8 protein-coding genes and 1 pseudogene are annotated in these 13,471 nt (G+C 64.4%); 7 read left to right on the top strand and 2 right to left on the bottom strand.

All coding sequences use genetic code 11. The features are described from left to right. Position 1 precedes the first annotated feature (1 nt). Positions 2-2,344: an acetamidase/formamidase family protein gene (locus J2Z17_RS04055; RefSeq protein WP_209942457.1), complete on the top strand. Its 2,343-nt coding sequence runs from the start codon at positions 2-4 to the stop codon at positions 2,342-2,344. 134 nt (positions 2,345-2,478) lie between these two features. Here J2Z17_RS04055 and J2Z17_RS04050 read toward each other — a convergent pair whose 3' ends face one another. Then, complete coding sequence (locus tag J2Z17_RS04050; protein WP_209942951.1) at positions 2,479-4,365, bottom strand: PHA/PHB synthase family protein; 1,887 nt, start codon at positions 4,363-4,365, stop codon at positions 2,479-2,481. A 5-nt stretch (positions 4,366-4,370) separates the two neighbouring features. Continuing rightward, a complete protein-coding gene (locus J2Z17_RS04045; RefSeq protein ID WP_245223861.1) occupies positions 4,371-4,754 on the bottom strand; it encodes a phasin family protein in 384 nt (127 codons plus the stop codon). 421 nt (positions 4,755-5,175) lie between these two features. On the opposite strand from J2Z17_RS04045, the gene J2Z17_RS04040 reads away from it, so the two are divergent. From J2Z17_RS04040 to J2Z17_RS04015, 6 genes and pseudogenes are all read left to right on the top strand, one after another. Continuing rightward, positions 5,176-7,599, top strand: coding sequence for a phosphoketolase family protein (locus tag J2Z17_RS04040; protein WP_209942455.1), 2,424 nt, complete (start codon positions 5,176-5,178; stop codon positions 7,597-7,599). Then, on the top strand, positions 7,599-10,274 hold the full coding sequence (locus J2Z17_RS04035; protein WP_377299981.1) for a cation-translocating P-type ATPase: 2,676 nt from the start codon (positions 7,599-7,601) through the stop codon (positions 10,272-10,274). Before J2Z17_RS04040 ends, J2Z17_RS04035 begins: the two co-directional genes overlap by 1 nt. 5 nt (positions 10,275-10,279) lie before the next feature. Next, positions 10,280-10,495 (top strand): annotated as a pseudogene (locus J2Z17_RS25585) (CBS domain-containing protein); the annotation flags it as partial. Positions 10,496-10,565: 70 nt separating this feature from the next. Continuing rightward, positions 10,566-11,174: a CBS domain-containing protein gene (locus tag J2Z17_RS04025; RefSeq protein WP_209942451.1), complete on the top strand. Its 609-nt coding sequence runs from the start codon at positions 10,566-10,568 to the stop codon at positions 11,172-11,174. A 203-nt stretch (positions 11,175-11,377) separates the two neighbouring features. Next, positions 11,378-12,310, top strand: coding sequence for a bifunctional enoyl-CoA hydratase/phosphate acetyltransferase (locus tag J2Z17_RS04020; protein ID WP_209942449.1), 933 nt, complete (start codon positions 11,378-11,380; stop codon positions 12,308-12,310). Beyond that, positions 12,307-13,419, top strand: a complete 1,113-nt coding sequence (locus tag J2Z17_RS04015; RefSeq protein WP_209942447.1) for an acetate/propionate family kinase — start codon at positions 12,307-12,309, stop codon at positions 13,417-13,419. Before J2Z17_RS04020 ends, J2Z17_RS04015 begins: the two co-directional genes overlap by 4 nt. Positions 13,420-13,471 lie beyond the last annotated feature (52 nt).

Genomic DNA, 13,471 nt, shown 5'->3' with positions numbered 1-13,471 from the left:
GATGAGCCGATCCGTGCCGATCTCGATCAGTGCCTTCCCGGCCAGCCGACAGGAGGCGATCTGGCGCGAGACGCTGGTGCTGCTGTCGCTGGCAAACCCGCAGCCGGCGTCCGGTGTGTTCCAGTTCGGCGACATCTCGATCAAGGATTCGCCCTCGGGGGCGCGGCTGGCGCTGCTGCGTTCCTCGTCACAGGATTTCGTCCCCCTCGCCCGGCCCGAAGGCGCGCTCAATATCGGTTTCATCCAGTATGGGCGCGGCCATGTCACCGATGGCGGGCGGCGGGCCTGCGAGTTCGCCGACGGCGACATCTGGGTCGGCGATCCGCTGGAAAACTGGCGGATGCATCTGCGCAACGACTTCGAGATGCTGCTTTTGCAAGTCCCGCGCGAGCGCATCCTGAACCGGATCGGCCGCAACCCGCATGCACCGACCACGGTGCTCGGCGAATCCGGATCGGCGGCTGCCGCAAGACCGGCCATGCGGGCCTTCTGTTCCAATTTCGCCCTCCTGGAAGACCGCGACGTGATGGCCGGGGAAGCCGCCATCACCGAGCTTGTGCTGGCGGCGCTGCTCGCCGAGACCCGTCACGACGAAGACAGCGTCAGCCAGGTGCAGGCGGCGCATTTCTCCAGGGTCTGCGCCCAGATCGAACTGCGGCTCGGCGAGCCGGAGCTGGCGATCGGCGACATTGCCAGGAGCGAGGGGCTTTCGCCGCGTTATATCCAGAAGCTGTTCGAGGCCCAGGACCGTGCATTTTCGGATTATGTGCGCCATCGCCGCCTGGAGCACTGCCGCAAGGATCTGCTCAATCCGCAATATTGCGACTGCAGCGTCGCCGAGATCGGTTTTCGCTGGGGATTCGGCAATGCGGCCCATTTCAGCCGGGCGTTCAGCAGCGCCTACGGCATATCACCTCGCGACCTGCGCAAGACGTCGGGCGAAACCGTCGAGACCCGCTGGACACGGGGCCGCCCCCTGCACGGCACAGGTCGCCCGGCCCGCAGCCAGTCCCCGGCCCCGGTTGTCACAGGCGGCGGCGACGCAGAACCGGCGCGGCCCGAGCCGGAAGGCCGCGCGCCGTTGGCACCCGGCCACCATCATCTGGCCGTCTCCCGCGATACCGTACACTGGGGCTATCTCAGCCGCTCCATACCGCCGGTGCTGCGAGTGCGGTCCGGCGACCAGGTGACGGTCGAGACCCTGACCCAGCACGCCTATGACGACTATGAGCGGATGATCCGCGGCGACGAGGGGGCGCAAAGCGTGTTTCGCTGGACGGCGAGCTACAAGGCGGTCAATCGACGCGGTGCCGGCCCGGTCAACGCCTCGATCTTCGGCCGGGGGGCCGGCGAAGGCTTCGGCGTGCATATCTGCACCGGCCCGATCTTCGTCCACGGGGCGGAGCCCGGCGATGTGCTGGAGATCGAGATCCTCGATCTGAAACCGCGTCCCTCGGCCAATCCCGAACATCGGGGCTTCGCCTTCGGCAGCAATGCCGCGGCGGCCTGGGGCTACCATCACGACGACATGCTGAGCGAACCGAAGAAACGCGAGGTGGTGACCATCTACCGGACGGACGCGGATGGCGAGAGCGGCTTTGCCGAAGCGGTCTACAGCTTTGTCTGGCAACCGCAGACCGACCCGTTCGGCGTGCTGCACGAGCATATCGACTATCCCGGCATACCGGTCGATCACGGCAAGCTCGAGGAGCGGCCCGGGATCATGGCCGGCGTCAGGATACCGGTGCGCCCGCATTTCGGATTCGTCGCCGTCGCCCCGCGCGAAGCCGAACTGGTGGATTCCGTGCCGCCGGGCTATTTCGGCGGCAATATCGACAACTGGCGTGCCGGCAAGGGCAGTTCGATCTATTTGCCGGTTGCCGTGCCCGGTGCGCTTCTGTCGATCGGCGATCCGCATCTGGCCCAGGGCGACGGCGAGATTTCCGGCACGGCGCTCGAATGCTCGCTGACCGGCAATGTCCGGCTCGTGCTGCACAAGCGCAACGAGACCGAAAAGACCTATCTGAACGGTCTCGGCGCGCCGCTGATCGAAACCCCGACCGACTGGCTGCTGCACGGTTTCAGCTACACCAACTATCTGCGCGAGCTTGGCCGCAATGCGCAGTCGGAAGTGTTCAAGCGATCGTCCCTCAACCGCGCCCTGAAAAGTGCCTTCCGTGCGGCCCGCAAGTTCCTGATGGAGCGTTATGGTCTCGACGAGGACGAGGCGATCTCGCTGATCTCCGTCGGTGTCGACTTCGGCGTAACCCAGGTGGCGGATGGAAACTGGGGCATTCACGCCAAGATCAGCAAGGCGATCTTCGAGGGGCGCGACGCCGGCTAGGGGCCTGCCCTGCAGCATCGACACAAGGGCCGACCACGGCACCGGCCCGCGCTGCCGCCGGCCCCCGATTTCCACCCGGCGTCACGGCAATCCGGTTGTCTGGGCAGCCTGGCCCCCGAAAGGAACGTTCACGGCTATCGTTCCAGCACATAGGTCCCGGGCGCCGGACAGATTGCGGCGGGCGCGGGGGCCATGGTGTCCACCTCGATATCGCCGGACGAATGCCGGCGCAGCCATTCGATCCATACGGGCCACCAGGATCCATCTTCCTCCTGCGTCTCGGCAACCCAGCGGTCGGGATCCGGATGCGGTGTGCCGTGCCGGTACTGCTGGTGGCGATAGGACCGATGGCGGTGCCCCGGCTCGGAGACGATCCCGGCATTGTGCCCACCACTGGTCAGCACAAAGTCCACATCGACATCCAGAAGGTGAATGAGCTTGAAGACGGAGCGCCACGGAGCGACATGATCCGTCACCGTGCCGACCGCGAATGCCGGCACCGCGATGTCCTCGACATGCACCGGTCGTCCGTCCACGCGAAAGCGCCCCTGGGCCAGGTCGTTGTCGAGATAGAGTTGCCGCAGATATTGCGAATGCATGCGATAGGGCATGCGGGTGGCATCCGCGTTCCAGGCCATCAGGTCGTTCATTGGCGGCCGCTCGCCCAGCAGATATTCGCGAATGACACGCGACCAGACGAGATCCTGGGACCGCAGCATCTGGAAGGCGCCCGCCATCTTGCGCTGGCTGAGGGTCCCTTCCGTCCACATGACGTCCTCGAGCAGCGCGATCTGGCTTTCATCGACGAAAAGTCCAAGTTCGCCCGGCTCCTCGAAATCGACCTGGGCGGCAAACAGCGAGAGGCTGGCCAGCCGCCCGTCCCCGTCCCGCGCCATGGCGGCGGCAGCGATCGACAGCAGCGTTCCCCCGAGACAGTAACCGACGCCATGAATGCGCGTCTTGCGAAGGCACCGCGTGATCCAGTCGAGCGCCGCCATCACACCGCGTTCGCGGTAGTCGTCGAGCGACAGGTCGCGCTGTTTCGACGTCGGGTTCTTCCAGGAGATGCACAGCACCTCGAAGCCGTGGCCCAGCAGATAGCCGACCAGCGAATTTTCCGGCGACAGATCGAGAATATAGTATTTCATGATCCATGCCGGCACGATCAGCACGGGTTCGGCCTTCACCCGGGCCGTCTTCGGCCGGTAGCGTATCAATTCCATCAGGTCGTTACGAAAGACCACGTCGCCTGGCGTTTTTGCCACCTCAATGCCGGGGCGGAACTGCTCGGCGCCAGGCGGCACTTCCCCCGCATTGCGGCGGACAAGATCGTCCAGCCAGTTCTGCAGGCCGGTCACAAGGTTTGCGCCGCCTTGCTGCACCGTCCTTTCGAGCACTTCCGGATTGAGTGCCAGGATATTCGACGGCGACAGCATATCGAGGAACTGGCGGCTGTAGAATTCCGCAAGACGCTCGTGCCGACGGGTCACACCGGGAACACCGGTCGTGGCATTGTGCCAGAACTGTTGCGTCAGCAGAAAGTGCTGGTGGATCAGATTATACGGAAATCGCTGCCAGGCAGGATGGCGGAAACGCCGATCCTGCGGCAAGGGCGAAATGCAGGGCGTCCCCGGACCACCGTCGGCGGGGAAATCGGCCAGGAAATGCGCCAGCCTCTGCGCCTTCTCCAGGGCTTTCGACTGCAGGTCCAGCATTTTGCCGGGCGACATGGCGAGATGCATGGCCCAGTCCTGCCAGGCCAGCATCAGGCTTGCGGGCGAGAGGCCGGCGGTCAGCGATGCCAGAGCGGCATGAAACAGGTGGTCCAGATCGTGAAGCGCGCGATCATGGATCTCGCCGGGTACAGAAGCCGGTGAGGCCGGATTGCCGGAGGCGGCAATGACGGCCGCCGCCGGAGCACGCACCTGGGGCCGTGCCGTTGCGGGCGACAGGCGGGATGCCGCCGTACCCTCCGGCTTTCGCCGCCTTGCGCCCGCGGCCGCCGTCTCGATGCCGGACATCGGCGTCACCCGACCGTCTTGACAGCCATGTCCTCGAAGGCGGTCACGGCCTCGCCGCGCACCCGCTCGGCCGTTTCGGAGACGAGCTTCGAGCCGATGGTCGCGATCTTTCCGGTTTCGTCCGCATATTCCACCGTCGCATTCTGGACGAAGTTGCTCATCACGTCGAAGGTGTCCTTCGTTTCCGTGCTTTGAGCCAGGTCGTTCATCAGCTTGATGTCCTCGGCATAGCGGCGCTTGAGAAAGTCGAGCGCCTCGATCTGGCAGCGCATCGCAGCCTCGAACGCCTTGACCTGCATGCGCATGGTGTTGCGCATCAGGTTTTGCGCACCGGCAAAGCCGGGAACATCTGCAAAGTCCGGAAACGATCCGTCGATCTTCAGTGTCATGACGATATCTCCACCCTGCGCGCCGGAGCGGCGCCACTGGGCAAAGACTAAGCGACTGAATGGCTGCCAGCTTTGACGTGCGTCAAACCCCGCACCGGATTGCAGCATGGGAAGCCGTGGATGGTGGCCTGCCTTGCGATACGCGCACCCAATTGAGTTTTGTCAAAGCAGGCAAGGCGAATTCGGGCGATACAGGCAATCGGGAGTTGCTTCCAGGCCCCCCACCGCGGGACCCTCAAGTCGCCGGGGGCTCCTACGACCCGGATATCGCATGCAGACGACCAGGATCGAATTCACCGGCCTCTTCTATCGGCGCCCGCCCTTGCTGGCCGAGGCCGGGGAGCGGGCCCGGAGACCCGTATCGCACCGGCCGGACAATGTCCCGGCCACCGTTCGACAAGACGCAGAGAGGAGTAAGCCCATGCAGTCCCATCTTGCAGAGCCTGCCACTGCCACATCACCGCTGACGGCCGATGAACTGGTCCTCATGGACCGCTACTGGCGTGCCGCCAACTATCTGTCGGTCGGTCAGATCTACCTGCTCGACAATCCGCTCCTGCGCGAGCCGCTCAAGGCGGAGCACATCAAGCCACGACTGCTCGGCCATTGGGGTACGACGCCGGGCCTCAACTTCATCTACACCCATCTCAACCGTGTCATCCGCGCCCGCGACCTATCCGTCCTTTATATATGCGGCCCGGGCCATGGCGGACCGGGCATGGTGGCGAGCACCTATCTGGAGGGCACCTATAGCGAGATCTATCCGCAGGTGTCCGAGGATGCTGCGGGCTTGAAGGCGCTGTTCAGGCAATTCTCCTTTCCGGGCGGGATTCCGAGCCATGCGGCGCCTGAAACACCGGGCTCCATCCACGAGGGCGGCGAACTCGGCTATGCGCTGGTCCATGCCTTTGGCGCCGTCTTCGACAATCCGGACCTGATCGCCGCCTGCGTGATCGGCGATGGCGAGGCCGAAACCGGCGCCCTGGCGGCCAGCTGGCATTCCAACAAGTTTCTCAATCCGGCCCGCGACGGGGCCGTGCTGCCGATCCTGCATCTCAATGGCTACAAGATCGCCGGCCCGACATTGCTGGCGCGCATGAGCGAGGAGGACCTGACCCATCTGTTCCGGGGCTATGGTTACGAACCGCTATTCGTCGAGGGCCATGCGCCGGAGAGGATGCACCAGTGCATGGCGAGGATCCTCGACCGGGCGGCCGACGGCATCCATGCCATCCAGCAAAGGGCGCGCAACGGCATGACCGCCGGCTGCCCGCGCTGGCCGATGATCGTGTTGCGAAGCCCCAAGGGCTGGACCGGGCCGAAAGAGGTCGATGGCAAGAAGGTCGAAGGTTTCTGGCGCGCCCACCAGGTCCCGGTTGCCAATTGCCGCGAGAACGCGAACCACCGCCGCATTCTGGAGGACTGGATGCGCAGCTACGGCCCGGACGACCTGTTCGACGGCGAGGGACGGTTGAAGCCGGAACTGCGGGCACTCGCACCGCGCGGAGAACGGCGCATGGGCGCCAATCCGCACGCCAATGGCGGGGTGCTGCGCAAGGATCTGTCCCTTCCCTCGATCCGCGACTACGCCGTCGCGGTTTCAGGCGCGAAGCGCGGCGCCGCCGTGGTGCAGACCACCGAGGTGCTCGGCCAGTATCTGCGCGATGTGCTGACGCGGAACGCGCAGAACGCCAATTTCCGCATTTTCGGCCCGGACGAAACCCAATCGAACCGTCTGGGCGCAGTGTTCAATGTCACCGACCGTGTGTGGATGGAAGAAATCGAGCCCTATGACGTGCAATTGTCACCGGATGGCCGGGTGATGGAGGTGCTGTCGGAGCATCTCTGCCAGGGCTGGCTCGAGGGATATCTGCTCACCGGGCGGCACGGCCTGTTTTCCTGCTACGAGGCCTTCATCCACATCATCGACTCGATGCTCAACCAGCATGCCAAATGGCTGAAGGTGAGTGCCGGATTGCCCTGGCGCAAACCGATCGCCTCGCTCAATTACCTCCTGACCTCCCATGTCTGGCGTCAGGACCATAACGGCTTCTCGCATCAGGACCCCGGCTTCATCGATCTCGTGGCCAACAAGAAGGCAGATACGGTGCGCATCTACCTTCCGCCGGATGCCAATACGCTTCTGTGGGTGGGCGACCATTGCCTGAAAACCTGGAACCGCATCAATGTCATCGTCGCCGGCAAGCAACCCGAGCCGCAATGGCTGAGCATGGACGAGGCGATCCGGCATTGCGAGGCGGGTGTCGGCATCTGGAGCTGGGCCGGAACCGAGACGACGGACGGTCTGTCGCCGGATGTGGTGATGGCCTGCGCCGGCGACGTGCCGACCCTGGAGACACTGGCGGCCGTCGATCTCCTGCGCACGGCAATCCCCGAATTGCGCATCCGCGTGGTCAATGTCGTCGACCTGATGAGCCTGCAGTCGCGGGAACAGCACCCGCACGGCCTTGCCGATGCCGAATTCGATCGACTGTTCACCACCGATCGACCGGTGATCTTTGCCTATCATGGCTATCCCCATCTCATTCACCGGTTGACCTATAAGCGGACCAATCATCGCAACATCCACGTCAAGGGCTTCATCGAGGAAGGCACGACGACGACGCCGTTCGACATGGCCGTGCTGAACGAGCTCGACCGCTTCCATCTGGCGATCGAAGCAATCGAACGCGTGCCCGGATTGAAGGAAAAGGCCGGACCGGCGCTCGGCGCGTTGCGGGACAAGCTCGCCGAACATTCCCGCCATGTCAGGTCCTTTGGCGAGGACATGGCCGAAATCCGCAACTGGCGCTGGACAGGCGGGTCCAAGCCTTCGGGCCTATGATGACAACGACGGTAAAAACCGATGAAAACGCGCCGGCCATACCCTTTACTCAGGGGTTGACGAGCGCCGAGGCACGCACGCGTCTGGCGCGATTTGGCCCCAACCAGCTTCCCGAACCGCGGGCCCCCTCCCCGCTTGCGCTGTTCATCCGCCAGTTTCGCAGTCCCCTGATCTACATTCTTCTGCTGGCAGCGGTTGTGTCGCTGATGGTCAGCGAGTTGGAGGATGCGGTCTTCATTGCCATCGTGCTGCTGCTGAACGGCCTGCTCGGGGCAGCGCAGGAATATTCCGCCGGTCGGGCAGCGGTCGCCTTGCGCAAGCTCGACCTGCCGCAAACGGTGGTCGTGCGGGATGGGCAGACCCTCGGGATCGAGGCGAGCCGGCTGGTGCCCGGAGACCTCGTCCTTCTGGAAGCCGGCAGCCGGGTGCCGGCCGACCTCGATCTGGTCGAGGCCAATGATCTCCAATGCGACGAATCCCTGCTGACGGGCGAGTCCCTGCCGGCGCACAAGATCGCAAGATCCGACGCAGACCGGACGGCTGATGACAAAGCCATGATCGCATTCGCCGCGACCCTGATCACACGGGGGCGCGGCAGGGGTCTGGTGACCGCGACCGGTCGCGACACGCAGATCGGCAGGATCGCCGTCGAGATCGGCAGGGCCTCTGTTTCGCAACCACCGCTGATGATCCGATTGGCGCATTTCTCCAACATGATCGCCTGGACGGTGGGCGGCATCTCCCTGTGCCTGGTTGCCATGGGTTTGATGCGCGGGCTGGCGTGGAACGATCTCTTGCTGATGTCGATCGCGCTTGCCGTCTGCGCCATTCCCGAAGGACTGCCGATCGCAATCTCGATTTCGCTCGCCCTCAGCATGCGCCGCATGGCCAGGCGCAATGTCATCGTGCGCCACATGCCGGCGGTCGAGACCCTGGGCTCATGCACCATGATTGCCACCGACAAGACGGGAACTTTGACGCTTAACGAACTGACCGTAACCGATATTCGCCTGCCCGATGGCACCCATCTGGTGCTTGATGCGCACAAGGATTTCGATGCCTGCCGGATCCATGGCGCCAACATGACGACCGCGCAGGCCGGCAAGCGGGCGGAACGGCTGCTGCGCGCGGCATCGCTACCCAATGAGGGATCGCTGGTTTGCCGGGAAGGCAGCTGGCAAGGGGTGGGCGACACCGTCGATATCGCCCTGCTGGCGGCAGCGCACAAGGCCGGGATCGCCAGCGGCGGCATGATCGACGACTACCCCCTGGTCGCGCGGATCCCGTATGAACCGGACCTCAAATACGCCGCCTCCTTTCACCGCCGGGGACAACGGGTCGGCATTTTCGTCAAGGGATCTGCCGAGACATTGATCGACATGGCCGATCGCATGGAGGTTGACAACCGCCTGGTACCGATCGAACGCGAAACCCTGTTTGCCCAGAAAGAGGAGATGGCAGGACGCGGCTTGCGGGTCCTCGCCTTTGCCGAGGGCGAGATCAGCGATGATCCGGCACAGACACCGGGGCCACATCACCTGGTCGAACTGGTCTTTCTCGGCCTGGTCGGCATGAAGGACCCGATCCGCAGCGAGGTGCCCCAGGCGATGGCGGACTGCCGGAGTGCCGGCGTGGACGTCGCCATGCTGACGGGCGATGATCCGAGAACGGCAGCGGCCATCGCGGCGCAGGCCGGACTGCATGTCTCGCCGGGACAGCTGACCACCGGGGATCAGGTTCGGCTGGCGGAAGAGGCGGGCGCCGATCAGCTGGACGCCTTGACCCGCACGGCCCGCATCTACGCGCGGGTCGCCCCGGCGCAGAAACTGGCCATCGTGCTTTCCATGGCCCGCAACGGTCATTTCGTCGCGGTCACCGGTGACGGCATCAATGATGCGCCGGCGCTCAGGCATGCCCATGTCGGCGTCGCCATGGGCCTGAAGGGTACCGAGGTCGCCAAGGAAAGTGCCGACATCGTCCTGACGGACGACAATTTCGCCTCGATCGTCAGCGGCATACGCGAGGGACGGACCGCCTATGCCAATATCCGCAAGGTCATCCTGATGCTGGTTGCGACCGGCGCTGCGGAAACACTGTTGTTTCTGCTGGCGATCCCGCTTGGACTGCCGATGCCCCTGCTGCCGGTGCAGCTTCTCTGGCTGAACCTTGTTACCAACGGCATTCAGGATGTTGCCCTGGCAAGCGAAAAACCCGAAGGCAACGAGCTGACACGGCCGCCCCGCACCCCCCGGGAGCCGATCTTCGACAGGACGATGATCTCCCGCATTCTCGCGTCGACGCTTGTCATCGGCGGTGGCGGATTCGCAATCTTCTATTGGCTGCTGGCACAGGGCTACGAACTCTCGCAGGCCCGCAACATGCTGCTTCTGCTGTTTGTCATGTTCGAGAACGTACAGACCTTTACCAGCCGGTCCGAACGCCAGTCGATCTTCTCGCTTCCCTTCTTCGGCAATCCGCTGCTGCTGGCAAGCGTTGTCGCGGCGCAGGCGATCCATATCCTGGCCATGTATATTCCCTGGTTCCGCACCACGCTCGAAATTGCTCCAAACTCGTTTGCGCAATGGATGCTGATGCTGGCTGCGGCATCATCGCTGGTGCTCACCACCGAACTGCAGAAATGGCTCACGCGTCGTCCGGCAGGTGGCAACCGTTGAGATAGATCAAGGCCGGCGCATGGGACCGGTCAAACGGAAGGCGCCCGGCAGCAAAGGGAGCCCAGCGTGCTCGCGCAGCAGATCATCAGCCCTGCCCCGTCACCGGCACACCGGGCAACGATATCCGCCGCGTCATCGCTTTGATGCTCGAACATTGGGTCAGCGGATTGCCCGTCATCGATGACGCCGGCAAGGTTTGCGGCATCGTGACCGAAGGCGACATCCTCAAGCGCAGCGATTGCGCGCGGGTGCTGCAGCCCCCCACCCGAAGACCCCGGCACCGCATTCTTCATGTCCTATGTTCAGGCAAATGCGCTGACGGCTGGCGATTGCATGACCATACCGGTGGTCTCGGTCTCGCCGATGACGCCCATGACGCCCGTGACGCCCGTGACGCCCGTGACGGACATCGTGGAGCGGATGCGCCGGCACCAGATCAGGCGATTGCCGGTTATCGAGGCAGACAGGCTGGTCGGCATCGTCAGCCGGCGCGATATCCTGAGATTTATCCCTGTAGAGCGCGATATCGTTGCCAAAGCCGACAAGGCGCTGCAGCTTGCCGTGGCCACCCGGCTGCGCGCGGACCTCGGCCTTGCACCCGAGCGGGTAACGGTAAGGGTGCGCAATGCGGTGGTCGAAATCAGCGGCGGCACCGGCCCGCCTGCGGAGCGCGCGGCCGCAGAACGGATCGCATTGCCGGCGTCGTGTTCGAACCGCCCGCTTGAGGCGCGGGCATTGCCACGCGGCCGGCGTGCCGCAACGGCATTGGCGGTGCACGCTGCTGCCTGTTCAGCCGGGAGAGGCGTCCCGCGCGCATGGTGGAGGCCGCATGGCGCGTTTCGCTACCAACGGCTGCCGGCATCGTGCTGCTCACGCCTGCCGCCTCGATCGCTGTCTTGACATAAGTCAATGTCGCGCAGCCGCCATCCGCTAGGGTCGAGTGGCAAACGAGAGACCACCAACATGCGGCAAGGCAGCAACCAAGATCGCGGCAAAGCCGGATACAGCGCGCCCTTCTTCCGGCCGCTGTTGGGGCGCAGGACAATGTCCGACATCTGGCCTCCGCTCGCCCGGCGGATCCTTTCCCGGCACGCGGAGACGGCATGACGATGACGCCCCATTATCAGGCCATCATGGCGCGTTGCGCCGGCCTTCTACCGCTGAAGACGGCCATCGTCCATCCGGTCCAGCCTACGGTCTTCGAGGCCGTCGGCGACGCCGTTGCGGCCGGGCTGATCGATCCGGTGCTGATCGGCCCGGCGACGAAGATCGCAAGGGCCCTGACGCAAGCTGGCCACAAGCCCGACACCTACGAGATCATCGACACGCCGCACAGCCATGCGGCCGCCGACAAGGCCGCCGAACTGGGCGGCGCCGGCCAGGTCGGCGCGATCATGAAGGGGTCTCTGCATTCCGACGAACTGCTGAAGGCCATTCTGGCACCGGCGGCCGGCCTGCGGACCGAGCGGCGCATCAGCCACGTATTCCTGATCATCACAAAGGACTATCCGCATCCCTTCATCATCACCGATGCCGCGGTCAATATAACGCCCGATCTGGAGGACAAGGCCGACATCGTGCGAAACGCGATCGGCCTGTGGCGCGTTCTCTGGCCGGCCGACACGCCGAAGGTGGCGATCCTTGCCGCGGTCGAGACGGTGAATCCCCGCATGCCGGCCACCCTCGATGCCGCGGCACTCTGCAAGATGGTCGATCGCGGACAGATCGAGGGCGCCCTTCTGGATGGCCCCCTCGCCTTCGACAACGCCGTATCTCTGACGGCGGCAAAGGAGAAGGGCATCATATCGCCCGTCGCCGGACAGGCCGACATTCTTGTCGTGCCCGATATCGAGTCGGGCAACATGCTGGCCAAGCAGCTGATCTTTCTCGGCGGCGCCGATGCGGCGGGCGTGGTGCTCGGGGCCCGCGTGCCGATCATGCTGACCAGCCGGGCCGATTCCGTGCGCGCCAGAATGCTCTCCTGCGCCCTCGCCGTTCTGATCGACGACGGCCGGAAAAAGGGAATGCTCAAATGAAGCCGGCAATCCTGACCCTGAATGCCGGGTCTTCCAGCCTGAAGTTCCGGGTGTTCGGACGGCACGATCTGGAGCTGCTTGCCCGGGGCGTCGTCAGCCGGATTGGCGCGGCCGCGGAACTCGAGGTCAGTCTGCAGGACGGCACGAAGATCAACAACGCCCTGCCGGACAGCGCCGATCACCGCGCCGCGCTTGGTGCCCTGATGGATTTCATCGACCTGCACGACGGTGACTGGGAGATCCAGGCGGTCGCCCACCGGATCGTCCACGGCGGCACGGACTATACGCGATCGACCTTGCTGACTCCCGCGGTTGTCAAGGATCTGGAAGCCCTGGTTCCGTTCGCGCCGTTGCATCAGCCGCATAACCTGGAGGCGATCGCGGCCGCGCAGACCCTGCTCGGCGCGGTTCCGGGCATTGCCTGTTTCGACACGGCCTTTCATGCCAGTCGCGGCCCGATGTTCACGCATTTCGCCCTGCCGCAGGCGCTCTTCGATCGGGGTATCCGCCGCTACGGCTTCCATGGCCTGTCCTATCAATGGCTGTCGCATGTGCTTGCAACCGAACATCCCGACATCCAAGGCGGTCGGGTCATTGCGGCCCATCTCGGCAATGGTGCCAGCCTTTGCGCGATGAGAAATGGCCAGAGCATCGACACGACCATGGGCATGACGGCGGTCGACGGCGTGCCCATGGGCACGCGTTCGGGTGCTGTCGACCCCGGCGCAATCCTCCTGATGAAGCGTACCTTCGGAATGCCACTGGAGGAAATCGAGGACCTGATCTACAACAGGGCCGGGCTTCTCGGGCTGTCGGGCACCTCGAACGATGTCGCGACGCTGATCGCCGATCCGGGCCCGCAGGCCCAGTTCGCGCTCGACTATTTCGCCATGAAATGCGCCCAGGCGGCAGCCGGCCTTGCCGTCTCGCTCGGCGGCATAGACGCGGTGGTGTTTACCGGTGGCATCGGCGAAAATGCCGAGCCGGTCCGCAGACGCATTCTCGACTACATGAAGCCGCTGGGTGATGTCCAAACCCTGATCATTCCCGCCAACGAAGAGCGGATGATGGCCATGGAGACCATCCGTCTCCTGGACGTCGAACCGTGATCCCCGCTTCGGCAACAGAACAGCGGCGCGAGAAAACGGACACGATCTAGGT

The organism is Heterorhizobium halophytocola, from assembly GCF_017873095.1.
Classification (GTDB): domain Bacteria; phylum Pseudomonadota; class Alphaproteobacteria; order Rhizobiales; family Rhizobiaceae; genus Allorhizobium; species Allorhizobium halophytocola.
This window is presented reverse-complemented; position numbering and strand designations above follow the sequence as displayed.